Source organism: Kitasatospora sp. NPDC059812 (assembly GCF_042732075.1).
Taxonomy (GTDB): Bacteria; Actinomycetota; Actinomycetes; order Streptomycetales; family Streptomycetaceae; genus Kitasatospora.
The window spans coordinates 53,781-77,254 of the sequence record NZ_JBHWIO010000017.1; the positions used below are offsets into that span (position 1 = coordinate 53,781).

Annotated in this window: 22 protein-coding genes; 12 read left to right on the forward strand and 10 right to left on the reverse strand. The window is 72.0% G+C overall.

From position 1 onward, the window contains the following. Positions 1-19 precede the first annotated feature (19 nt). The 4 genes from ACFV6D_RS11930 to ACFV6D_RS11945 all read left to right on the forward strand — a co-directional run bounded on the left by ACFV6D_RS11930 (position 20) and on the right by ACFV6D_RS11945 (position 4,310). Complete coding sequence (locus ACFV6D_RS11930; protein WP_063352054.1) at positions 20-1,228, forward strand: glycosyltransferase; 1,209 nt, start codon at positions 20-22, stop codon at positions 1,226-1,228. A 60-nt stretch (positions 1,229-1,288) separates the two neighbouring features. Next, entirely contained in the window at positions 1,289-2,317 is a 1,029-nt protein-coding gene (locus ACFV6D_RS11935) for an SDR family NAD(P)-dependent oxidoreductase (RefSeq protein WP_063352053.1), read from the forward strand. A gap of 130 nt (positions 2,318-2,447) precedes the next feature. Next, positions 2,448-3,284: a nucleotidyltransferase domain-containing protein gene (locus ACFV6D_RS11940; protein WP_063352052.1), complete on the forward strand. Its 837-nt coding sequence runs from the start codon at positions 2,448-2,450 to the stop codon at positions 3,282-3,284. Positions 3,285-3,539: 255 nt separating this feature from the next. Next, on the forward strand, positions 3,540-4,310 hold the full coding sequence (locus ACFV6D_RS11945) for a hypothetical protein (protein ID WP_159398664.1): 771 nt from the start codon (positions 3,540-3,542) through the stop codon (positions 4,308-4,310). Positions 4,311-4,381: 71 nt separating this feature from the next. Here ACFV6D_RS11945 and ACFV6D_RS11950 read toward each other — a convergent pair whose 3' ends face one another. The 3 genes from ACFV6D_RS11950 to ACFV6D_RS11960 form a co-directional block, all read right to left on the reverse strand. Then, positions 4,382-4,936, reverse strand: coding sequence for a hypothetical protein (locus ACFV6D_RS11950; RefSeq protein ID WP_380559436.1), 555 nt, complete (start codon positions 4,934-4,936; stop codon positions 4,382-4,384). 79 nt (positions 4,937-5,015) lie between these two features. Then, a complete protein-coding gene (locus ACFV6D_RS11955) occupies positions 5,016-5,396 on the reverse strand; it encodes a VOC family protein (protein WP_363367504.1) in 381 nt (126 codons plus the stop codon). 201 nt (positions 5,397-5,597) lie between these two features. Next, positions 5,598-6,731 (reverse strand): DUF4185 domain-containing protein, encoded by a 1,134-nt coding sequence (locus ACFV6D_RS11960; RefSeq protein WP_063352048.1) that lies wholly within the window; start codon positions 6,729-6,731, stop codon positions 5,598-5,600. A gap of 394 nt (positions 6,732-7,125) precedes the next feature. Here ACFV6D_RS11960 and ACFV6D_RS11965 point away from each other — a divergent pair, with 394 nt between their 5' ends. Further along, complete coding sequence (locus ACFV6D_RS11965; RefSeq protein ID WP_380559438.1) at positions 7,126-7,758, forward strand: hypothetical protein; 633 nt, start codon at positions 7,126-7,128, stop codon at positions 7,756-7,758. Positions 7,759-7,760: 2 nt separating this feature from the next. On the opposite strand, the gene ACFV6D_RS11970 is transcribed toward ACFV6D_RS11965, so the two are convergent. From ACFV6D_RS11970 to ACFV6D_RS11980, 3 genes are all read right to left on the reverse strand, one after another. After that, positions 7,761-7,943, reverse strand: a complete 183-nt coding sequence (locus ACFV6D_RS11970) for a hypothetical protein (protein ID WP_063352045.1) — start codon at positions 7,941-7,943, stop codon at positions 7,761-7,763. 167 nt (positions 7,944-8,110) lie between these two features. After that, complete coding sequence (locus ACFV6D_RS11975) at positions 8,111-9,394, reverse strand: glycosyltransferase 87 family protein (RefSeq protein WP_380423109.1); 1,284 nt, start codon at positions 9,392-9,394, stop codon at positions 8,111-8,113. Positions 9,395-9,822: 428 nt separating this feature from the next. Then, the gene (locus tag ACFV6D_RS11980) at positions 9,823-11,136 is read right to left on the reverse strand and encodes a UDP-glucose dehydrogenase family protein (RefSeq protein ID WP_380423110.1); all 1,314 of its coding nucleotides are present in this window, start codon (positions 11,134-11,136) and stop codon (positions 9,823-9,825) included. Positions 11,137-11,469: 333 nt separating this feature from the next. On the opposite strand from ACFV6D_RS11980, the gene ACFV6D_RS11985 reads away from it, so the two are divergent. Then, positions 11,470-12,861 (forward strand): sporulation protein, encoded by a 1,392-nt coding sequence (locus ACFV6D_RS11985; protein WP_380423111.1) that lies wholly within the window; start codon positions 11,470-11,472, stop codon positions 12,859-12,861. Between the two features lie 22 nt (positions 12,862-12,883). Here ACFV6D_RS11985 and ACFV6D_RS11990 read toward each other — a convergent pair whose 3' ends face one another. Then, positions 12,884-13,477, reverse strand: coding sequence for a TetR/AcrR family transcriptional regulator (locus ACFV6D_RS11990; RefSeq protein WP_380423112.1), 594 nt, complete (start codon positions 13,475-13,477; stop codon positions 12,884-12,886). 126 nt (positions 13,478-13,603) lie between these two features. Between ACFV6D_RS11990 and ACFV6D_RS11995 the strand changes: the two genes are divergently transcribed. Then, positions 13,604-14,767 carry an FAD-dependent oxidoreductase gene (locus ACFV6D_RS11995; protein WP_380423113.1) on the forward strand — a complete coding sequence of 388 codons (1,164 nt, stop codon included), beginning with the start codon at positions 13,604-13,606 and terminating at the stop codon, positions 14,765-14,767. 261 nt (positions 14,768-15,028) lie between these two features. Here ACFV6D_RS11995 and ACFV6D_RS12000 read toward each other — a convergent pair whose 3' ends face one another. Continuing rightward, complete coding sequence (locus tag ACFV6D_RS12000) at positions 15,029-15,760, reverse strand: SDR family NAD(P)-dependent oxidoreductase (RefSeq protein ID WP_380423114.1); 732 nt, start codon at positions 15,758-15,760, stop codon at positions 15,029-15,031. A gap of 476 nt (positions 15,761-16,236) precedes the next feature. On the opposite strand from ACFV6D_RS12000, the gene ACFV6D_RS12005 reads away from it, so the two are divergent. After that, on the forward strand, positions 16,237-17,073 hold the full coding sequence (locus tag ACFV6D_RS12005) for a DUF4190 domain-containing protein (RefSeq protein ID WP_380423115.1): 837 nt from the start codon (positions 16,237-16,239) through the stop codon (positions 17,071-17,073). A gap of 108 nt (positions 17,074-17,181) precedes the next feature. Here the strand turns inward: ACFV6D_RS12005 and ACFV6D_RS12010 are convergent, their stop codons facing one another. Together ACFV6D_RS12010 and ACFV6D_RS12015 are read right to left on the reverse strand one after the other, a co-directional pair. Then, positions 17,182-17,871 carry a hypothetical protein gene (locus ACFV6D_RS12010; protein ID WP_380334574.1) on the reverse strand — a complete coding sequence of 230 codons (690 nt, stop codon included), beginning with the start codon at positions 17,869-17,871 and terminating at the stop codon, positions 17,182-17,184. A gap of 37 nt (positions 17,872-17,908) precedes the next feature. Continuing rightward, positions 17,909-18,583, reverse strand: a complete 675-nt coding sequence (locus ACFV6D_RS12015; RefSeq protein WP_063352037.1) for a hypothetical protein — start codon at positions 18,581-18,583, stop codon at positions 17,909-17,911. A gap of 378 nt (positions 18,584-18,961) precedes the next feature. Between ACFV6D_RS12015 and ACFV6D_RS12020 the strand changes: the two genes are divergently transcribed. From ACFV6D_RS12020 to ACFV6D_RS12035, 4 genes are read left to right on the forward strand one after another with little or no spacing between them, the layout of a single operon-like run. Continuing rightward, positions 18,962-19,786, forward strand: coding sequence for an alpha/beta fold hydrolase (locus ACFV6D_RS12020; RefSeq protein WP_380559440.1), 825 nt, complete (start codon positions 18,962-18,964; stop codon positions 19,784-19,786). Positions 19,787-19,839: 53 nt separating this feature from the next. Further along, on the forward strand, positions 19,840-20,805 hold the full coding sequence (locus tag ACFV6D_RS12025; protein WP_380559442.1) for a 3-oxoacyl-ACP synthase III family protein: 966 nt from the start codon (positions 19,840-19,842) through the stop codon (positions 20,803-20,805). Then, positions 20,802-22,475, forward strand: a complete 1,674-nt coding sequence (locus ACFV6D_RS12030) for an AMP-binding protein (RefSeq protein WP_380423118.1) — start codon at positions 20,802-20,804, stop codon at positions 22,473-22,475. The genes ACFV6D_RS12025 and ACFV6D_RS12030 overlap by 4 nt, the downstream gene beginning before the upstream one ends. Then, positions 22,472-23,467: an NAD-dependent epimerase/dehydratase family protein gene (locus ACFV6D_RS12035; RefSeq protein WP_380559444.1), complete on the forward strand. Its 996-nt coding sequence runs from the start codon at positions 22,472-22,474 to the stop codon at positions 23,465-23,467. The genes ACFV6D_RS12030 and ACFV6D_RS12035 overlap by 4 nt, the downstream gene beginning before the upstream one ends. Positions 23,468-23,474: the final 7 nt, after the last annotated feature.

The following is a 23,474-nucleotide window of genomic DNA, read 5'->3' on the forward strand; positions in this document are numbered from 1 at the left end:
CCTCAGCAAGCTCGACGGCATGCGGACAGAACACGGCAACCATGCCAACCACGATCCGGCCCACCCCCTGTCGGTGGTGATCGGCGCCGGCGGCACCGGCGGACACATCTACCCGGGCCTCGCACTGGCCGAGGCGCTGCGCAGAGCCGACCCGCGGGCCGTGATCTCCTTCGTCGGCACCGAACGCGGACTGGAGACCACCCTCATCCCGCAGGCCGGCTACCGGCTGCACACCGTCGACATGATCCCCTTCGACGCCTCCCTCGGCGCGCGCCGCTACCTGCTGCCCGCGGCGCTGCTGCGCTCCGGCCGGGACTGCCGGGAGATCCTGCGGGCCCAGGGCGCGCAGGTCGCGGTCGGCATGGGTGGTTATCCGAGCGCGCCGGTGATCGTCGGCGCCAAGATGGCCGGGCTGCCGAGCGTGGTGCACGAGTCGAACGCGGTGCCCGGGCGGGCCAACCGCTTCGCCGCCCGGCTCACCCCGCACATCGCGCTCGCCTTCGACCGCACCCGCGAGCACCTGCCCGCCGGCCGTTCGGCGCAGACCGTCGGGATGCCGCTGGTCGGCGCCGTCGCCCAGCTCGACCGGGCGGCGCTGCGCGCCGAGGCCCGTCGGCACTTCGCCGTCCCGGACGGCGTCCGGCTGCTGGTCTTCAACGGCGGCAGCCTCGGCGCCGCCCGCCTCACCGCGGCCGCCGTCGAACTGGCCGGACGCTGGCGCCACCGCACCGACCGGCGGTTGCTGATCAAGACCGGCCCGGCCGCGCTGGCACAGGTCCGGGCCGCACTGGACGGCAACCCGGTGGCGCACGCCGTCGCCTACCTGGACCGGATGGACTTCGCCTACGCGGCCGCCGACCTCATGGTGTGCCGCGCCGGCGCGGCCACCGTCGCCGAACTCTCCAGCCTCCGGATGCCCGCCGTGCTGGTGCCCTACCCGCACGCGCCGCACGACCACCAGACCCACAACGCACGCGTCCTCTCCGACGCCGGCGCCGGCCTGCTGCTGCCGGACGGCGAGTGCACCGGCGAACGGCTGGCCGCCCTCGTGGAACCCCTGCTCGCCGACCCGGCCCGGCTCGCCGCGATGGCGCAGGCCGCCGACCCGGGCGACCACGCGCGCGCCGCCGACCTGCTGGCCGCCAAGGTGCTCCGCGTCATCGGCCGGACCCCGGCACCCGCGCCGCCCGCCGTCCCGGCCCCCGTCCCCGGCCCGTACGACCGCTGACCGCTCGACCGCTTGACCACTGACCGCCGACCACCCGCCCCGAACCACCGGAGGACCACCATGAACCGCCCCGCCCACCCCAACACCCCCGCCGCACACCAGGACTGGACCGGCCGGACCGTCCTGGTCACCGGCGCCGAAGGCTTCATCGGCAGCACCCTCGTCGACCTGCTGGTCGCCCGCGGCGCCCGCGTCCGGGCCCTGGTCCACTACAAGCCGTACGCCGAGCGCGGATACCTCGCCCACTACCTGGCCGACCCCGACAGCCCCGTCGAGATGCTCGCCGGCGACGTCCGCGACGCCGGCCGGGTCCTGGACGCCGTCGCCGGCTGCGACACCGTCTTCCACCTCGCCGCGCTCATCGGCATCCCCTACAGCTACCAGGCCCCCGAGGCCTACGTGCAGACCAACGTCGTGGGCACCCAGAACATCGCCGCCGCCTGCCTGCGGCACGGCGCCCGCCTGGTGCACACCTCCACCAGCGAGGTGTACGGGACCGCGATCACCGCACCCATCGACGAGCACCACCCGCTCCAGCCGCAGTCCCCGTACTCCGCCTCGAAGATCGGCGCGGACATGATGGCACTCTCCTACTGGCACGCCTTCGAACTGCCGGTCGCCGTCGTCCGCCCGTTCAACACCTACGGCCCGCGCCAGTCCGCCCGCGCCGTCATCCCCACCATCCTGGCCCAACTCCACTCCGGCGCACGGGAGATCAGGCTCGGCTCGACCACCCCCACCCGGGACTTCACCTACGCCACCGACACCGCGGAAGGCTTCCTGGCCATCGCCCGCGCCGACCGCGCGCTCGGCGAGACCGTCAACCTCGGCACCGGCAGCGAGGTGTCCATCGGCGACCTGGCCAAGGCCCTGATCGTCGCCTCCGGCCGGGACGCCGACATCGTCGTCGACCCGACCCGGCTGCGCCCCGGCGGCAGCGAGGTCGAACGGCTGCTCTCCGACAACCGCAAGGCATGCGACCTGGCCGGCTGGCAGCCCCAGGTCGGCCTGGACGAGGGCCTGCGCCACACCTCCGACTGGGTCGCCGAACACCTGCACCTGCTCGCCCCGGACCGCTACCAGGTCTGACGCCGCCCCTGCGGCCAACTGTCCCATCGGGCAGGGGCCTTGGTGCCGGAGCCGACCACCGGCTCCGGCACGCACCGCCCTCGAAGCCCCCGCATCCGATGACCACCGGCGGAAACGGCTGGCCCGACGCATGGGTGACTGCCAGACTCGCTCCGTGCGAGCGATCATCGAGGAGATGGCCAACCGCCTGGCCGAGGTGCCGGGCGTCGTCGGAGTCATGCTCGGCGGCAGCCGGGCCCGCGGAGAGCACCGGCCGGATTCGGACTGGGATCTCGGCGTCTACTACCGTGGCGGGCTCGATCTCGCCGCGTTGCGCGCGCTGGCCGGCCCCGAGGTGGAGGTGGCCGGCCCGGGCGGCTGGGGGCCGTGGGTGAACGGCGGCGCGTGGCTGCAGGTCGACGGCGTGGCGGTGGACTGGATCCTGCGGGACGTGGACCGGGTCGAGCAGGTGTGGGCGGACTGCCGCGAAGGCCGGTACGAAGTCGGCGTGCAGGCGGGACATCCCCTCGGCTTCTGGTCGCCCTGCTACGCGGGCGAGGTGGCGCTCGGCCAGGTCCTGGCCGACCCGGCCCGCGAACTGACGGACCTTCAGCAGAAGGCCTCGACCTACCCCGAACCGTTGCGAGAGGCCTTGGCGGCGGGAGCCTGGGAGGCGGAATTCCTGGTCGGCGCCGCAGCAAAAGGCGCGGCACGGGCGGACACGTTGTACGTCTCACTCTGCCTGTCCCGGGCCGTCGGCGTGCTGGTGCAAGCGATGTTCGCCGACGGCCGGCGCTGGTGCCTCAACGAGAAGGGCGCGCTGGCCGTCGCCGAGACACTTCCGGCCGCGCCAACCGGCTTCGGCCCACGAGTCCGCCGCCTGTTGGGGGCGCCCGGAGAGAGCGCCGAACTGCTGGCGGCCACAGTGGCCGAGGCACGGGCGCTGGTCGAGGAGACCCTCGCCGCGCTTCGGAGCCGCACCGAGTAGCAGCACACACCTTGAGCCGGGCGCCTTGCCGCTGGCGGCTCGTCGGCTCACCGGTGTTCGACATCGCTGGGGCAGCGCCAAACAGTGCGGAGAACTCACGTCTGCGGGCGCGGCTGCTGCCGTCCCGCCCAGTCGGGAGCGAAGAGCGGAGCCCCCGTGTCCTCCGCTTGCGCTAGTCTCCGGCAAATGTCAAGGATTGATCGATCTTTCGTTCGGAGCAGGCGGGGCACCTCCGCCCTCCGGATCCGGGCGGTTGTGGGCATCGTCCTCGGTGTCGCCGCGTTGACCGGCTGCGACCCGAGTGGTGCCTCCACGACCCCCGCGAAGGGGCCGTCCCAAGCAAGTAGCGCGACCGATGCGGCGCCGACTGCCGCAACTCCCGCCACACCTGCCGCTGCACCAGGCCCGACAGCCACATCACTGTCCTTCAGTTACCACGCGCTGGGCAAACATGAGTACATCGATCAGACGCTGTCCATCGACAACGACGGGCAGGCCAGCGCGGCGCCCACTCTGACGATCACGGCAGTGGACGGCAGCGGTAACGATCTGCCCGACGTGCAGGTCACCACGGCGTACGGGAGTGACCGAGGCAGTCTCGTCATCCAGCCCGGCGGTGGCTACGACGTCCTGGCCTTCCACGGGGCTGACGCCCAACGGGTCGCCAATGTCAGAGTGACCGTCAAAGAACTCGCCGCGGCGGACCTTCCGGCGGACGCGTCCGCGGTCGAGGCCGAGCCGGCGGATTCCGCAGGCCAGCAGCTGACCAAGTTCGACGCATTCGACCAGGTCATCGTGAAGAACCCGAACAACGCGGCCGTATCGGTCCGGATCGTCTACCTGGTCTACAACCAGACACCGGCCGGAACGCCCCAGCAGGCGATTGAAGTGGTCCCGATCGGCGGGCTGATCACCGTTCCTCCCGCAGGCACCGTTTCCGTGGCTGTGTCTGGAGACGCAAGGACGGCCGTTCAGAAATACTCGGGTGGACCGGCCGTGAGCGTCAAGGCCTACTTCTCCCGTTAGCCGATCGCGCGGGGCCATCGGACCCCGGCCCCGCGCCATCGGGCGAGCAGCGAACCGCCGGACGGCGGGAATCAGCTGGTTCGGTCCTTCGGGTTCACCGTGCAGAAGTACACGCGGTTGGTCTGCCTGTCGAAGTAGAAGCTCCCCGTGTACTGGGTCCGCGTGACCGACTTGTCGAAGGCCTCACTGTGGAGCCACGCCATCGTGTCCCCGACCTCGGCGGCTATCTCCTGCGGGACACCGCATCCGATGCCGCCCTCCCGCCACGTCCCGCTGCCCGTGATCGCCGTCAGCGTCGCCGGATCGAGCTTCGCCACCCCGTCCAGGCTCACGTCGGTCGGACCGGGGACCTCCGGCACGGAGTTCTTCGTCAGCACCCGGCCGACCCACTTCGTCGCGGACAGCTCACCCAGCTGCGGGAAGTGGCGCTTCAACGGTTCGACATCCGTCCGCACCTCCGCCGGGGTCGTCGCGACGGCAATCGGGCGGCGGCCCTCACCTTGCCCGGCGGCGCTGCTCTCCGGTGCGGACGCACAGCCCGAGGCGAGCAGCGCCGCGGCGGGAATCAACAGCAGAATCCCAGCGCCGCCCGCTCGCTGCTTCACCTTCACCGGCGCACGTTTCACGGGTTCGTCCTCCCTGGCCTTCTCGGTTGAACGTCTCTGCACACGACTTTCGCCACGTCAGATTCGAGGCCGATGGGCATCAGAGCGGGTCGATGCGGGCCTTGAGCAGGCAGAACTCATTGCCTTCGGGGTCGGTCAGGACATGCCACTGCTCCTGCCCGGTCTGGCCGATGTCGGCCGGGCGGGCGCCGAGCGCCAGAAGGCGTTCGAGCTCGGCGTCCTGATCGCGGTCGGTGGCGTTCACGTCGATGTGCAGCCGGGACTTGCCCGGCTCCGGTTCGTCCCGGCGGCTGAGGAAGATCGTCGGCTGCGCACCGCCGAACCCTTCGCGCGGCCCGATCTCCATCGAGCCGTCGTCCTCGCGACCGAGCACGACGAAGTCAAGGACCTCGCACCAGAACCGCGCCAGCACCTCGGGGTCGCGGCAACCGAGCACCAGCTCACCGATACGACACGCCATGACGAATACCTGCTCTCAGCCGGGGAACCGCCGGGGAGACCACACGCGAACGGCGCGGGCTCCCGGCGGCGAAACAACCCCGCGACCGTACCGGACGAGGCGAGCACGGTCGACACGATTTCCGGGCCGACGCGAGGCCGACGCGAGGCCGCCCCGGGCCGACGCGAGGCCGGCGGCATCGGGCCCGAAGCCGGTACGCGCTCAGGACAGCATGTTGACCCGGTACTGCATGATCCGGTAGTTCGTCGGGTCGTACCACTGGCTGACGACGATGTGGAAGTTGCCGAACGTCGAGCCGGGGATGACGAAACCGCCGTACGGGCTGGCGACCAGGTTGGCGACCTCCTGGCCCGGGGCGCAGGGGAGGATCATGGCCTGCTCCAGCGTCGTGGTCAGGTCCGAGGTCGGGAGGGCGAAGACCATCGCCCTGATCGACAACTGGTCCATGTTCAGCCACGTGAGGACGTACTTGCCGTCCATGGCGCGGAAGCACATCTCGCCCCACTTGCGGGTGCCGAAGACGGTCGTCGGGGCGGGCGCGTTCCACCGCCAGCCGCCGTCGGCGTAGCCCCACGGCTCGTAGGCGTCCGGATTGCCGAGGCTCTCCTTCCGTACCCGGTGCAGCAGCATTCCCGATTCCACGTCGCGGTTGAAGACCGTGGACAGGACGTAGCAGTAGCCGTCGTCGGCCACGGCGTACGTCTTCTGCTGGAACTGGCCGCCGTACAGGTCGCCCGGCCACTGGCACAGGTACTGCCAGGTCTCACCGTTGTCGGTGGAGCGCCAGAAGTCGGTGTGGTGGGTGTCGTAGATGACGCCGCGCATGAGGTGCATGTACATCACGCCGTCGACGACGAACACGTCGGACGGGATCGCCGTCGTGGCCTTGTCGCCGACGGGGTTGTGCGGCTCGTCGACCAGGCTGTTGGCGTGGCTGCCGCCGACGCTGCCGTCGATGCGCAGGTTGTTCAGGTCGGCGCTGCTGGAGCGCAGGCCGACCGGGGCACGCCAGTCGGCAGCGCCCACCTGGGCGCCGTCGAAGGTGTCGCCGCAGACGAAGAGCATGGTGCCGTCCGGACACAGCACCGGGATGCCGAGGTCGGTCCACGGCGAGGCGAACGGCCCGGTCTCGACCGGGCCGCTGAGGTTCTTCACCTTGGTCGCGACCGTCGGGCTCGGAGGGTCGTTCGGACCGCCGGCGATCGCCGCGGGGGCACCCGAGCCGATGGCCCCCGCCCCCACGGCGACGCCGATGCCGATCTTGAGGACCCTGCGGCGGGAGGGCCCGCCGGTCGTCGCGTCGTTCCCGCCCGATGAGCCCGATGAGAGTGTCATTTCTGCCGATGGCCTTTCCGAGTCGACGAATTCCCGTGGCACCGAACGGATCGCGCACCTCGGCGGCGACGGGTCGCCACCGAGGCTACGGCGCCCCGTCGCCCTGCCGTCGATCGGTGGGCAAACCTTCACCCAAATTGGCTATGCCACACGGAAGTTCCGCATCCGGACGTGGACCGGCCGAGGTGAGATAGGGCCGAATGTCCGCAGCCGGGCGGCCCACCGACCACCGGCCGCCCCGTGACCCGAGCCCGGACGAGTCCGGACGAACGCGGCGAGCAGCAGGGGCTCTCCCGGGCGCAGGTTTCGATCGATCGGCGCGTGCATGCCGTCTCACGCCCCCTGATCGAGACGTGAGCATCACATATCGTATGCATATCGCTACCGTTGGAATATGACGCACTCTCGAGTCCGCAGTCTCCTCGTTCGTGGGGTCGTGGCCTTCGTGCTCCTGGCTGCGCCCCTTGGGGCGCGGGCCGCAGCCGCACCCAGTACGGGCGAGGACGCGCGGCCCGTCATCAGAAACCTTGCCCGCGGTGACCGTGACCTGCTGCAGCAGGCGGTGGACGCCCAACTCGCCGCGAGCAAGAACGGTAAGCAGACCGCCGCCAACGAGATCACCTACCCGGACGGGGCGGTGGTGGTCCTGCCGCTGCCCGGGGAGGCGCAGGCTCCCCCGTGGAGCGGGGACCACCACCGCCGGTCCGCCAGGGGCACGGACTGGAAGAAGTGCCCGGCCCCGACCAGCGAACCCTCCTACTACTGCTTCTACGCCGACAAGAACTGGGGTGGCAGGAGGCTGCAGTTCAACCTCTTCCACGAGGACAAGCCGGTGTACTTCGCCGACTACGGGTTCCGCGACCAGACCAGCAGCTGGGTCAACACCGCCCGCGGCCTGGAGGTGATCGTGGACAACGACTCGGGCGACGGCCAGTGGCAGATGCTCTGGAAGGAGCCGCCGGAGTCCCTGTCCGCGTCGGTCGGCTTCGACAACGCGGCCGACCGTTTCTGGGCGGTTCGTCAGTAGCCCTACCGGGCACCGGCCGAGGCGGGAGGGGAGATCGTGCCCGCGGTGACCGGCTCCGGCGTGACCGTGATGTAGGTCGGGGCCGGAGCGGTCTCCCGGGCACGGGCCGTGTACCAGCCGGCGCCGAACGCGAGGATTCCGATCAGGAGGCCTGCGAGGGCCATGGTGACGTACTGCTGCTTCATGACCCCAAGGGTAGAGCGCTCGTGGTCAACTCCCGTGCCGCCACGGCACGATGGGCCCCTCTCGCGTCAACTACGCTTGACGCGAGAGGGGCCCATCATTCCGCGGGAGCCTCCGCCGGGGAGGAAGGCCGCTGCCCGAAGGCGGGTGACCGGGTGATCCGGCGAACCTACGCGGTCAGCGCCGCCGCCTCCGGGGCCGGTTCGCGGCCGCCCGGAGTCCACGAGCGCCGGAACTCCCCGATGGTGGCCCGGAGTACGACTATCAGCGCCAGCAGCATCAGCACGCCGTTGGCCGGCATCGACAGGTACGGCGACACGCTGGGGGCGATGAATTTGAGGTAACTGCCGAAGGACGACAGCTGGACCAGGACCGGCACGTACCAGAGCCGCCGGGGCAGTTGGAAGGCGATGATCACGCTGATCACGTCCGCCACGTAGAAGTAGCGCTCGTGCATGGACGGCAGCAGGAACGGCACCGCGATCGCGAAGACGGCGGCCAGCAGCAGGAGCCCCGTGTCGGTGAGCTTGGCCCGTCCCTCCCGTACTGTCGGTCCGTTCTTCAGGGCCGCCGCCCCGCCGGCGCGGCGGATGGCCCAGACCGCCAGCCCGATCAGCACCAGCACCAGCGCGCCCGCGACCAGCACACCTGCGTGCCGTACGGGGTCCTGCTCCTCGTACGGCACCGAGACGAACTGGTAGACCGACGGCGCGTTGAGCGTGAGGTCCTTGTACGTGTCCGGCTGCCGGGCGTACACCGTCAGCAGCTGCCACGGGTCGGAGCCGAGCAGCATGGCGGGGATGTCGAGGGCCACGTACACCGCCGGAAGGGCCAGCAGGCTTCGCCACGGGATCCGTCGCGCCAGCACCAGGACGAGCAGGAGCGGGAACAGGAAGATCGCCTGGAGCTTGAACGCCAGCGCGATCCCGAAGAACGAGCAGGCCCACCAGGGCCGGTCGCGCAGGATGTGGTAGACGCCGCCGACCAGGAAGGTCGTGAAGATCGCGTCGGCCTGGCCCCACCAGCCGCTGTTGGTCACGACGGTGGGGAGGAAGAGGACGATCACCGCCGCGCCGAGGGCCCGCCAGGGCTGCTGCGGCGACCGCAGGGAGACGATGCGGAACGTGTAGTACGCCAGCGCCAGGTCGAACAGGATCGAGATGCACTTGATCCCCGTCAGCGCGGCCACCGGAAGGTAGGTGAGCGCGGCCATCAGGTACAGGTAGGGGACGTTGTAGTCCGAGAAGCCGGTGCCGCTGAGAGCGTGGAACCCGCCGTTGTTCGCGATGTACTGGTACCAGGGCCCGAGGAAGTAGTAGAAGTCCGTCGACTCGTTGTCCAGCATCAGGATGCGGACCGAGAGCGCGGCCATCACCGCCGCCATCGCGGCCAGAATCAGGACCGTCGGGTCGGCCGTGCTCTGACGCGGCTCCTCGGCGGTTATCTCGGACATCGGTCTCCATTCGGGTCGGCGGTGCGGTGGGCCGGCCGGGGTGCGTGTCATGGGTCGGACGGCGAGGCCGGTACCGCGCCCTCCGCGGGGGAGCCCCGTCCGCAGGGCGGCAGCCGGACCCGAAAGCCCTCCGTGCCCCACCCCTCGATCCGCCCCCGTGGCCCGTTCCCGTGATCCGTTCCCGCGGGCCGGCCCCGACGGTGGCATCCGGCAGGTGGCGCGCGAACGGGCGGATCCGCCCCCGGCCGATCATAGGCGCCCGTGTCCACCGGCACTCTGCTGGCCCCGGACCGTCAGGGCACGGAGAAGGGCGGACCCGGGCGGCACGGACGACGCCAGCCCCGGGGGCAACCGCAGGGGTGGGGCAGGCGCGGAGCCGGACGGGATCGACGTGGCTGCCGGGGCTACGCGCGGGTCATCCGTGCGCATCAGGGGCGGCCGAGGGCGCGGAAGGTCCAGCCGGCCGCGCGCCAGCGAGCGGCGTCGAGGGTGCCGCGGGCGTCGATGACCTGGGGGACGGCGATGTGTCGGGCGAGGTCGATCGGGTCGGCGTCGGAGTACTGGGGCCAGTCGGTCAGGTGCAGCAGCAGTTCGGCGCCGGTGACGGCCTGGGTGGGGTCGTCGGCGTAGCCGAGCCGGGGGTAGGCCCTGCGGGCGTTGTCCACGGCGGCGGGGTCGTGGACGGTGACCTCCGCGCCGGCCCGCCGGAGGGCGTCGGCGACGGCCAGGGCCGGGGAGTCGCGGATGTCGTCGGTGTGGGCCTTGAACGCGGCGCCCCAGACCGCGATCCGCTTGCCGGTCACGGCGTTGCCGAGGGCTTCGCGGGCGAGTTCGACGGTGTGCTCGCGCCGGCGCCGGTTGATCGCCGCGACCTGGCGGAGCAGGCCGGTGTCGGCGCCGAGCTCTTCGGCGCGGTAGGTGAACCCGGCCAGGTCCTTGGGCAGGCAGCCGCCGCCGAACCCGAGGCCGGGCCGCATGCCCTCGGCGCCGATCCGGTGGTCGTAGCCGAGGGCGAGGACGATCTGCCGGACATCGGCGCCGGTCAGCTCGCAGAGCTCGGCCATCGCGTTGATGAAGGAGATCTTGGTGGCGAGGAAGGCGTTCGCGGCGCCCTTGATCAGCTCGGCCGTCGCGATGCCGGTGACGATCAGCGGGGCGCCGGCGGCCAGGATGTCGGCGTAGACCCGCCGGAAGGCGGCTTCGCTGCCGGTGTCGCCGTCCTCGACGCCGAGCACGATCCGGTTCGGCTCCAGGGTGTCCAGGAGGGCGAACGACTCGCGCAGGAACTCCGGCGACCAGGCCAGGCCGACGCTCACCCCGGCGCGGAGGTGCTCGTCCAGGGTCTGCCGCAGTTCCGTGACCGTGCCGACCGGGACGGTCGATTTGCCGATGATCACCGCGCCGTCGCCGAGCCGGGGGGCCAGGCACCGCACGGCGGTGTGGAGGTGGGTGAGGTCGTAGGCGCCGCTGCCGTCCCGCTGCGGGGTGCCGACGCCCAGGAAGTGGACGCCGGCGAAGTCGGCGGCCTCCGCGTAGGAGGCGGTGAAACGGAGCCGCCCGGTGGCGGTGTGCTTGGCGAGCAGGTCGTCCAGGCCGCGCTCGACGAACGGGGCCTGGCCCTTGTTCAGCGCGTCGACCTTGTCGGTGTCGGTGTCCATGCCGAGGACCTGGTGGCCGAGCTCGGCCATCGCGGCGGCGTGGGTCGCGCCGAGGTAGCCGCAGCCGATCACGGTGAGCTTCACGAACGTGTCCTTTCGAAGGGGCGGGCGGTGTCGGCGCCGGCCGGTCCTGCGATTCCGCACATCCGGTTGTCACCCGTGAGCGTGAATCGGTGGTGGCCCTGCCGGGAGGAGGTTTCCCCAGGCCCCCGGCGGAGGCCCGGAACACCAGGCAACCGCCTGGCAGCCGGTGCGGGCAGGGCTCGCAAGGGGGCTCACAAATCGTGCATCCGATTCACCATGAGCAACGAATGTCCTACCCTCGGTGATCCGGCCTCGGGTGCCGGGCCTGCGACTTCTCGTGGCCGGTCGCGTACGACTCCCCGCGCCCGCGCGGGGACCGATCGAGGGGGCGCCGTGGCGTCGACCACCCGCCGGACCAGGCCGCCGAACGACGCGCTGGCCCGGATGATCGACAAGTGCGAGGGCGCCAGCCGCAAATCGCTGGCCCACCGGGTGAACCAGCTCGCCCACGAAGCCGGGCTGACCACGACCTATACGCACACGTCCGTTGCGAACTGGACGACGCGCGGCATGGTGCCGGACTGGCCCGTGCCGAAGCTGCTGGCCCGGGCGATCGGGGAGCGGCTCGGCCGGCCCGTGGGACTCGGCGAGATCGGTATGGCCGATGCCGGGACACCGGACGCCGCGATGGGGTGGGATTTCCCGAGGGACCCCGCCGAGGCCGTGCGTACGGCCACTTCGTTCTGGAGCAGCGTGAACCGCCGAGACTTCCTCACCGGTGCGGGCTTCGCCGTCTCCGCGTTCACCACCCCGGTCACCCGCTGGCTGGTCACCCCCGCCGACGACACCGCCGCCCACCGCGGCCGCGGCCGGGTCGGCGCCGCCGACCTCGCCGAACTGCGGGACGCCGCCGACGATGCCCGGCGCTGGGACTCCAGGTACGGCGGCGGGAACTGGAAGGCCGACTCCGTCACCGCCTGCCTCCGGGAACGCGCCGTCCCGCTCCTGAACGGCTCCTTCAGCGACGAGGTCGGACGGCAACTGTTCTCCGCGACGGCCGAGTTGTCCCGCCTGGCGGGCTGGACGGCCTTCGACGCCGGCCGACACGACGTCGCTCAACGGCACTTCATCCAGGCCCTCCGCCTGGCCCGGGCCGGCGGCGACGTCCAGCTCGGCTGCTATGTCCTGACCGCGATGGCCATGCAAACTCTGCTGAGGGGATTCGCGAGCGAGGCCATCGACATGGCCCAGGGCGCCTTCGAGCGGGCCAGGGGCCGGGCGGCCCCCAGGGTGCTCGCGTTCACCAAGCTCATCGAGGCCCGGGCCCACGCCCGGGACGACGACGCCCGGGCCGCCTCCGCCGCGCTCGCCGCCTCCGAGAGCCTGCTCGACCAGGCCCGCGACGGCGCCGAGGAGCCGGCGTGGATCGACTTCTACCACCACGCGCGGCTCTCGGCCGACGCCGCCGAGATCTTCCGCGACCTGAGGAACCCCGAGGCCGCCCTCGCGTGGAACGCGCAGGCCGCCGCCATGCCGCCCGGGGTGTTCACCCGCTCGGTCGGGATGCGGCTGGCCATCGTCGGCACCGCCCACCTCCAGAGCAAGGACCTGGACCAGGGCCTCGCGCTCGGCCACCAGGCCGTCGACATCCTCGCCCGCGTCCAGTCCAGCCGGGCCAAGGACTACGTCCGCGAGTTCAACACCGCGCTCACCCCTTGGCGCCGCGAGCCGCAGGTCGTCGAGTTCCTCCGGCGGACCGGCAGGGAGCTCGGCGTCGCCGTATAGGGCGAGAGGCGGCGCGGCCGGGTCAGGTGCCCGGGTGGGAGGCTGCCCAGCCGTGTTCGAGCAGGGCGAAGGCCTCGTCGGCGGCTCGGCGTGGTTCAGGGTGCCGCAGGATGAGGCCGCGGGCCTCAAGGGCGAAACGGGCGAGGGCGGCGCAGCTGACGTCGTCCTCGGGGGCGGCGACGGCCTCGGCGATGGCTCGTGCCAGGGCGGTTTCGTGGCGCGTCCACATGCGGTGGGCGTAGTCGCGCAGCGCGGGGGTCTCCTGCACCATGCGCGTGAAGTCGGCGAACCGCGGGTCCGCGGTGTGGACGGCGAACTGGGTCTGCGCCAGCAGGAGGTGCTCGCGCAGCGCCTGCGGGATCGACGTGCCGGGGGTGCGTTCGCGTACGGCGGCGACGAGTGCTGCTTCGATGTCGTCCTCCTGGTCGAAGACCAGGGCTTCCTTGCCGGAGAAGTGCTTGAACAGGGTGGTCACCGAGACGTCGGCGGCCTCGGCGACGTCCTTGACGCCGACCTGGTCGTAGCCGTGTTCGAGGAAGAGGTCGAGTGCGGCGTCGGCCAGGGACTGGCGGGTCTGGGCCTTCTTGCGCTCGCGGCGCCCGGTCGGTTCGGTCACGTGCCCACCATATCAGCGAAGTGCATCCGCTGCAAAAGTTTAGTCGTTGCGCTTATTTAGCGAGTGTGCTTTCTTGGTGATGTCAGGCCTCCCAGTGGCCCACCCACCTCCCCGAGGGGTACTCCCATGAACTCTGCCCGCGATCCCCGCGATCCCCGCGATCCCCGTGATCCCCGTGATCCCCGCGATCCCCGCGATCCCCGCATCGCGATCGTCGGTGCCGGCCTCGGCGGCCTCACCTGCGCCCGGGTCCTGCAGCAGCACGGTCGCTCCGTCACCGTCTTCGAGCGCGAGGCATCCGCCGACGCCCGCCCGCAGGGCGGCACCCTCGACCTGCACGCCGACACCGGCCAGGCCGCCCTGCGGGCGGCGGGGCTCCTCGACCGGTTCCACGCCCTCGCCCGCCCCGAAGGAGACGCATGGCGCGTGCTCGACTTCGCCACCGCCGCGCTCGTGGCGCAGCAGGGGCCTTCCGCCGACGGTGGCCGGCCGGAGATCGACCGCGGTCAACTGCGCGGCCTGCTCCTGGACTCGATCGCCGAGGGCACGGTGCGATGGGACCGCGCCGTCAGTGGGGTCACCCCGCTGACGGACGGCACCTGCCGGCTGCGCTTCGGTGACGGTAGCGTCGAGGACTTCGACCTGGTGGTCGGCGCCGACGGCGCCTGGTCGCGCGTCCGCCCGGCCCTGTCGTCCGCCGTACCCGGCTACACCGGTGTCACCTTCGTCGAGACCGGATTCGACCACTGCGACACCCGCCACCCCGACCTGGCGCGGCTGGTCGGCAACGGTTCGATGCTGGTGAAGGGCGCCGGCAGGTCCCTGGTCGCCCAGCGCAACAGCAACGGCCACATCCGCGTCTACATCGCGCTGCGCGTGCCGGAGGACTGGCACACGGCCGCCGGTGTCGACCTCGGCGACCAGCGGGCCGTGCGGACGCACCTGCTGAGGACGTTCGACGGCTGGGACGAGAGCCTGCGCTACGTCCTGCGCAACAGCGACAGCGGGTTCGTCAGCCGGCCCCTGTTCGTCCTGCCCGCCCCGCACACCTGGCAGCGCGTTCCCGGCGTCACGCTGCTCGGCGATGCCGCGCACCTGATGCCCCCGGTCGGACTGGGCGCCAATCTCGCCATGCTCGACGGCTCCGACCTCGCCCACGCCCTCGCTACCGAACCCGGCGTCGACGACGCCGTCCGCGCCTACGAGAGCATCATGCTGCCGCGCTCGATCGAGGCCGCGACGGGCAGCGCGCAGGGACTCGACCACCTCGTTCCCTCGACGGCCCCCTGAACCGACTCCACTCGGGCTCTGACTGTCTTCGCTCAGGGACCTGGTGTTCGGGCGCTCGCGGCTGGAGTCGTCCAGGGCGGGTCGAGCGACTGTCGGCTTCCACGGGCTGTCCGGGCTGTCCGGTCCCTTTGGTCGCTTTGGTCGCTGCGTATTTACGCAGGTCAGGGTGGCGACAGGGACTGAAGCGACTGAGGCCGGGGATTGGGTGCACGTTGTCGCCCGGCGCGGAGAGTCCACCGTGGGCGCGGTTTGAACGTGGTGTCAGGCAACGGGTCGTCCGTTGCCGAACAGCTGTCCGGTGGGCCCGTCGGCGCCGAGGGTGGCGGCTCGGACGATGTCGCGGGCGCTTTCGGCGGCCGGGCGGTCGGTTGCGTCGTCGCCGCGTTCGGGGTGGGTGGCGGTGTTGCCGGGGTCGACGGCGTTGACCAGGATCGGGGTGTGCGCCAGGTCCCGGGCGAGCACCGTGGTCAGGGCGTTGAGCATGTACTTGGCCATCGAGTAGGCCGGGGCGCGCAGCGACGCGCCGAGGTCGAGGCCGGTGGCGATCTGCTGGGCGGACAGGCTTGAGACGTTCACGATCCGGGCTGCGGGCGCGGCGGTCAGCAGCGGCAGCATCGCCTGGGTCAGGGCCCACGGGCCGATCACGGTGACTTCCAGTGCGGTGCGCACCGCATCCATGTCGGCTTCCATCGCGGACAGGACCTGGAAGTCGGGCATGGCGCTGGCGTTGTTGACCAGGACGTCGAGGTGGCCGAAGGCCTGGGTGAGGTGGTCGGCGGCTTCGCGCATGCTGACGGGGTCGGACAGGTCCAGGTGCAGGGCGGTGGCCGCGTGCCCGTCCCGGCACAGTCGGGCGGCCAACGGTTCTGCCGTGGAGTGGTCGCGGGCGGTGAGGATGACGTGGTAGCCCTGTTCGGCGAGCTCGCGGGCGACGGCGAAGCCGAGTCCGGCCGGGCGGCTGGTCCCGGTGACGAGTGCGGTCCTGATGGCCATGGCGGGTGTTCCCCTTTCAGGTGGCTTGAACAGTTGCTCGCCTGAGCTTGGACCGCGACGCCGGAGCTGTCACCGGGCACCTGTATGTTGATCACCCGCCGACCCCGTCGGTGTCCCGTCCCGGGGTGTCGACGTGCGGGTCCGGCCTGGGGTGGTGACCGCTTCGCGGAAATCGGGTCGCTGGCGTCGGGGGATCAGGAGATCCTTTGGCGTCGAGGCTGAAAAGCCGCTCATCATTTCAAGTGCTTGAAGGATTTTGCATGACCGTTCCTGCCCCGCCCGACAGCCCGCAGTCCGCCGAGGAGCCGGCCGACACCAACGCATGGGCGGCACCGAGCCCGGGTCAGGGTGGCGGCGAGGCTCCGGGTCAGGGCGAGGCCACGGCGCCTGCCCCTACCGCTGCCCCTACCCCCGCCCCTGCCGCGCCCCCTGTCGCGGCTCCGAACGTCCCGTACTGGCCGCCGTACGCGTACCCGATGCCGGCGCCGCAGCCTCGCAACGGCCTGGGCACCGCGGCCATGGTGCTCGGGATCGTCGGTGGCGTCCTCAGCCTGGCCGTCATCTTCTTCTGGCTGTCCTGGCTGCCGGCCCTGCTCGCCGTGGTCTTCGGCGCCATCGGGCTGGGCTACGTCCGCAAGGGCCTGGCGACCAACCGGGCGATGGCGCTCGCGGGCGTGATCCTGGGCATCACCGGCCTGCTGGTCTCGGTCGGCGCCGGGGTGTTCGTCGTGACGCGGGTGCAGGCGGCCAACGAGGAGCGGCGGGCGGATGAGAACGCCGCTCGCGCCCGTGCCGATGCCGCGACCCGGGCCGCCAACGAGCGGGTGGCGAAGGAGCGGGAGCGGATCGAGGCCGAGCGGAAGAGGGTCGAGGCCGAGCAGGAGACGGCGGCCGCGGACGAGCGGGCCCGGCGCCTGTCGTTCGGTCAGTCCTACACGTACGGGGACGGGCTGAAGGTCACGATGGCCGCGCCGACGCCGTACGTTCCGAGCGACAGCGTGTCGGGGACGCCCAAGAACGCCAAGATCATCCAGGTGCGGATCACCGTCGTCAACACCGGGTCGGAGGACGTCTCGCTCACCGGGTCGGGGCTGCCCACCATCAGGGACGCCAAGGGCAACCTCGTCTTCACGCTGATCGACGGAAGCGGACGGATGAAGATCCTCAAGGGCTCGCTGGCCCCGGGCGAGGAGGCCACCGGTCTGACGGCGTACGCCCTGCCGGGCAGCGCGGCCGACCGGTTCTCCGCCCAGTTCGACTACGGTCTCGGGCGGCTGCGCAAGGACGTCATCTGGTCCGGTTCTCCGAGCTGACGCGGGGCCGCTCCCACCGGAGACCAGGGTGGGGCGAGGCCTCTGGCCCGGATCGTCCGAGGCCGGGACGCGGCAGGTGCCGCGCCCCGGCCAAGTGTCGAGGGAGCCTCAGAGGTTGAAGCGCATGATCATTCGACTTCCCGGGAGGCTGCTGATGGTCCCGCTGTCGCAGTCCGTGATGTCGGCCCCCGGGTAGAGGGTGCCGGTGACGGTGGCGCCGGGCAGGACGGTGCTGCCGAGGGTCACCGTGCCATTCAGGCTGTTGGCGATCTGGTTCTTCGAGGGGTCGCCCTCGACGCGTTGCATGCCCGAGGTGTTGATGGTGGAGGTGCCGGCCGGGTTGCCGTTCGCGTCGACCCAGTCGACGACGATGGTGCCGGTGAGCTGGCCGACCTGCTTGCAGGAGAGGGTCGCCGACCCGGTGACGGAGACCGATCCGGCGGACAGGGCGGGGCCGCCGTTCTTCGTCAGGCACCTGTCGATGGCGCCGTTGTTCATGGACAGGTCGACCGCAGCGGGGGTGTCCGTGATCGGCTGGGTGCTGTTGACCGTACCCTCCGCGGAGCACATGAGCCGGAGCAGGGGGTTGGCCCGGGTTTCGGCGACCCCGTTGGCCCCGTCGGTCACGACCGGCGTGTCGGCGGCCGAGGCGGGGGCGGGATGCTGGAGGAGCACGGCCGAGGTGGCGGCCACCGCGGCCAGGGCGAGCGGGACGGCGGCCAGGCGCCACCGGTGGGGCCTGGACGACGCTGCTTCCCGCGTCGGCACGGGGTCGGAGTCCCAGGAGTGCGAAGGCATGGTGTTCCTGTTCTGTGAAGTCGGGCGGCTGAGGGGGTCAGAGGAGGCTGGAGAACTGGGCGTCGTGCTTCGCGGTGAGGCTGCTCAGGCCGTTGGAGCAGTGGCTGATGTCGCTGGTGGGCTCGAAGGTGGCGAGGACGCCGGCGAGCGGTAGGACCTTGCTGCCGAGGGACACCGTGCCGTCGCTCGAGTTGAGGATGTCCCCGCGCGCGGGGTCGCCTTCGACGTCCTGTGCGCCGTTGGTGGTCACGGTGGAGGTTCCGACGACGCTGCCGGTCTGGTTCAGTCCGCTGTACCAGGTGATGGTCTCGGTGCCGCTGAACGTACTGGGGGAGGAACACGAGAGCGTGCCGGTGCCGGCGAAGGTCAACGTCGCCGACAGGACGTCCGTGGGCCCGCCGTTCTCGGCGAAGCACTCGTCGAACGTGCCGACCCAGGAGAGGGACACGGTTGCGGGGGTGTTCGTGATCGGCGCGCTGCTGCTGCCGACGGCCTGCCCGGAGCAGGTGAGCTTGGTCAGGAGCGTGTCGCGGTGGCCGGCGGACTCGCTGGCGGCGGCCGGGGTGGGGGCGGCCTGCTGGAAGAGTAGGCCGGCACCGGCGGCCGTGGCGACCAGGGCGAGCGGGACGGTGGCGAGACGCCAGCGCCGGACCGAGGGGCGCCTGGTGCGCGGTCCGGACGGTGCGCCCTGGGCAGTGGGCTGATCGCCCATAATGTCCTCCTTTGTTTAGGTGCGAACTACTGCTGTCAGAATCACCACCAGTGGGGCTCCGTGCGATCCGAGCAGGGCTGGATTCGCCTTTACGGTGCGATATTGACCCGACTGTCGCAGCGCACGACCGAACTCCTCCCGAGTTGTCTTTTTGCTACTGAAGATCGTGAACAATCTTTACTATCGGGCAGTCGGGGGATACCGGCGCGTGCTTGCCGGGTCTTCCCCCGGCCTCGGGTTACGTTCTGCGGCAGACCTTTTCAGCGCTGGCCCGTCGGGCCGCCCGACGGACAAGGGGAGAACCCCATGCTGCCCAGTCGACCCCTCCTGCCCGGCTTTCCGGGTAGGGAGCACTGGTGGCGCGAGGAGGAATCCGGATTGCACTACGTCGACCACGGATCCGGCGACGTCGTGCTCATGCTGCACGGAAACCCGACGTGGGGATATCTGTGGCGGCGTCTTATCGCCGCGCTGGCCGGGGATTTCCGCTGCATCGTGCCGGACCAGTTGGGCATGGGGCTCTCCCAGCGCAGGACCGGTGCCGGTCCGATTCCGCTCGCGGAGCGGCTGGAGCACCTCGACGCGCTGGCGGCCCACCTGATCGAGCAGCGTCGGGCGCCGTCGGCGGGCTGGACCCTGGCGGTACACGACTGGGGAGGGCCGATCGGCCTGGCCTGGGCGAGGCGGCACCCCGGGTTGGTCACGAAGCTGGTCGTGCTGAACAGCGTGGGTTTCCGCTGGCCCGAGGGCTACCGACTGCCGCGATCGCTGGCCCTGCTGCGCGACGTCTGGCCGCTCGGCGAGGCGGCGCACCTGCTGAACGTCTTCCCCCGGGCGGCGCTGCGGGCCGGGGTGGTCCGGCCGCTGCCCGCCGAAGTCCGCTCCGCCTACCTGCGGCCGTACCGCAGCGCGTGGCAGCGCAGGGCGGTGCGGGACTTCCTGCGGCAGATCCCGCGCAGCGGCGCGGACCCCGCCTGGTCCCTGGTCGATCCCGGCGGCGACAGCGCCGACCTCGCCGGGCTGTCGGCGTTCATCGGCTGGGGCCTGCGCGACCCGGTGTTCACACCGCTCGTCCTGCGGGAGTGGCGGCGCAGACTCCCGCACGCCGAGGTGCACGCCTTCGCCGACGCGGGCCACTTCGTCCTGGAGGACGCCGGCGAGTCCCTGACCGGGCCGCTTCGGCGCTTCCTGTCCACGCGATGACGAACCATCACGGAGAGGTACCCATGCCCTCGCCCCACAGCAGGATCAGTCTCGTGCGGGTCCATGTCCCCGAGGCCCGTCAGAGTTCCCGCGAGATCGAGGAGGAACTGCGCCGGCAGAGCCCAGGGGCCGCGCTGCCGGCGGGACTGTTGGAGCACATGTTCGGGCTGCGCGAGCGGTGCGTGGCCGCGCCGGGGGAGCTGCCCTCGGACCTGGCGGCCCGGGCGGGTGCCGCCGTCCTGCGCGACGCCGGCCTCCCACCCGAGGCGATCGACCTGCTCGTCTACACCGGGATCACCAAGGACCTCGACGAGCCGGCGACCGCGAACGTGGTGGCCGCCAAACTCGGTGTCACGGCACCGGTCTTCGATCTGATGAACGCCTGCAACGGCGTGCTCAGCGCGTTGGAGAGCGTGGACGCGCTGATCAGGCTCGGTTCCTACCGGCGGGTGCTGGTGGTCACCGGGGAGACGCCCAGCCGACTGACCCGCTGGCGCATTCCGGACCGCGGCCGGCTCGCATCGGCGCTGGCCAGTCTCACGCTGGGCGACATGGGGGCGGCCGTGCTGGTGGAGGCGAGCGAACGGCCCGGCATCCTCGGCAGCCGCTTCTTCGCCAACTCGGCCGCGTGGCCGAGTGCGGTACTGCGCAGCCCGTACGCCACCGGCCGGATGCACGAGTTGGACGTCGACGACTCCGCGTTGACGGCCTCCTTCGCGGAGCTGCGGGAACAGGCCTTCAAGGCCGCGGGCGAACTGATCGATTCCGTGGCCGACTGCGCGCTGTTCTGCGTCCACCAGCCCTCGGTGGCCATGGCCCGCGACCTCTGCTCCGCTGCGGGCATCCCCGCCGAGGCGGTGATCTCCACCTTTCCCGATTACGGCAACGTCGCCACCGCCACCATCCCGCTGCAGCTGGCACTCGCGCAGGAGCAGGGCCGGCTGCACGAGGGCGATCTGGTGGGGATCCTCGGCCTGGCCAGCGGCACCAGCCTCGGCGTCATGGCCCTGCGGTGGTGAGCGCGGTCCCTGGGGCCACCCGGGAGCAGGAGGCCTGGCCGGAGACGCTCGCCGCCCACCTGGCCGGCTGGGCCGGCCTGCAGCCGGACCGCACCGCGCTCGTCTGGCCCGCTCCGCGCGGCCGTTGGCACACCGTCGACTTCGCGACGCTGGAGGCCGCCTGCCGGGCGCGCATCCGCGACCTGCGCGAGGCGGGCGTCGGCGCCGGGCAGAAGGCCGTGGTGATGGCCCGCGACCCGTACGACCTGGTGACCACCGTGTACGGGCTGCTCGCCCTCGGTGCGGTGCCGGTGCTGATCGACCCGGCGCTGCCCCGTCCGGCGCTGCGGGCCTGTCTGGACGAGACGCGGCCCGAGGTGTTCATCGGTGACCCGCTCGCCCAGCTGGCCCGGCTGCTGCTCGGCTGGGCCCGCCCATACGTCACCGTCTCGCTGCTCACGGGCCGTCGACCGCGCGCGCCCAGGCCGGAGCCCGACCAGCCGGAGCCGCCGTGGCCGAGCCCGCCGCCCGCGGCCTCGCTCGCGCTGATCGCCTTCACCTCCGGCTCCACCGGAGTGCCCAAGGGCGTGGAGTACGAGCACCGGCAGCTGGCCGCCCAGGTCCGCTCGATCGCCGGGCTGCTGGGTCTGGGCCCGGGGGAGGTGCTGCTCGCCGGGTTCCTGCCCTTCGCCCTGTTCGGGCCCGCCACCGGCGCCACCACCGTCGTCCCGGCCGTGAACCACCTCAGACCGGCCCGCACCCGGGGCGCCGACCTGGCGCGCGCCGTCACCGAACACTTCACCTCGGTGGTGTGCGCCTCCCCGGCGGTGCTGCGGGCCCTGGCCGGGGAGTGCGAGCACGGCCGACTGTCGCTCGCCCCGGTGCGGCTGGCCTGTTCCTTCGGCGCCCCGCCGTCCGAGCGGCTGGTGCGTGCGCTGCGCCGGGCGCTGCCGGAGGAGGCGACGCTGCTCAGCGCGTACGGCGCCACCGAGTGCCTGCCGGTCAGCGTGATCGACAGCACCGAACTGGCCGCCGCGCACGCGGAACCGGGGCACGCCCACCGCGGGGTCTGCCTGGGCCGCCCGGTGCCCGGCATCGCGGCCCACATCCTGGTGCCGGTCGGTCCCGTGTCATACAACCGGCCGGTTCCACAAGGGAGTTACGGAGAGATCACGGTCGGCGGCCCGCAGGTCAGCCGGGCCTACCACGCTCGCCCGGGAGCGAACGCGGCCGCCAAGGTCGGCGCCGGCGAGGACCTGCTGCACCGCACCGGCGATCTCGGCTGGCTGGACGAGAGCGGCCGGCTGTGGTTCCTCGGGCGCTCCGCGCACCGGGTGCACGGAGCCGGGTTCGCACTCGACACCGCCGTGGTCGAGCGGATCGCCGACGCGGTGCCCGGCATCGGCCGCACCGCGCTGATCGGCCTCGGGCCCGCCGGCCGTCAACGGCCGGTGCTCTGCGTGGAGTTGGCGCCATCGGCGGCCAACTCGGCGACGGCCGTCCTCCAGGGGCTTCGGCACGCCCTGTCGGCGGTGCCGGGCGGCCACCGGATCGCCGCCGTCCTGCTCCACCGCCGGCTGCCCACCGACCCGAGGCACAACTCGCGCGTCGACCGCGACCGCCTCGCCCGCTGGGCCCGCCGCCGGCTGAGCCGACGACGCCCGGGCGGCGTGCCGGGAGGCGGGCGATGAGGGTCCTGGTCACCGGGGGCAGCGGCTTCCTCGGCCTGGAGCTGTGCAGCCGCCTCGCCGGGCGCGGCGACGAGGTGGTCTCGCTGAACCGCCGCCGGAGCCCGGAGTTGGAGCGGCTCGGGGTCCGCCAGCACCTGGGCGACATCGCCGACCCGCGTACCGTCCGGCGGGCCCTCGCCGGGTGCGAGGCGGTGATCCACAACGCGGCCCTGGCCGGGGTCCGGGGGCCCGAGCAGCCGTACCGCGCGGTCAACGTCGACGGCACCCGGCGCGTCCTGACCGCCTGCCGCGCCCTTGGTATCCGCCAACTGGTCTATACCTCCACCGCGAGCGTGGCCTTCACCCCCGAGGGCGTCACGGGAGCGGACGAGTCCCTGCCCGGGCCCCGACGCCACTCGGCCGCCTACCCCCGCACCAAAGCCGAGGCCGAGGCGGCCGTCCTCGCCGCCAACGGCCCGGACCTGGCGACCACGGTGCTGCGCCCCCATCTGATCTGGGGGCCCGGCGACCCGCACTTCCTGCCCGCCCTGCTGCGGGCGACCAAGGGCGGGCGACTGCTGATGCCGGGCCGCGGCACCAACCTCGTCGACACCTGCCACCTCGCCACCGCGGCCCACGCCCACCTGCTCGCGCTGGACCGGCTGCGACCGGGCCACCCGGCGGCCGGGCAGGCCTACTTCATCGCCCAGGGCGAACCGCGGCCCCTGCGCGAGGTGGTGACCAGGCTCCTCGCCGCAGCCGGACGCCACGCGAGCTGGCGCCCGGTGCCCTACCCCGTCGCCCTGGCCGCCGCCGTCCTGGCCGACGCCACCACGACGGTGCTCCGCCGCCACACCGACCACGGCCTCAGCCGATTCCTGCTCCACCAGCTCACCCGGCCGCACTGGTTCGACCTCACGTCGGCCCGGCGCGACCTCGGCTTCGAGCCGCCCACCACGTTCGACCAGGCCATGGCCGAGCTGACCCGTCACCACCGCACCACCGGCGGCTGAGCCCGCC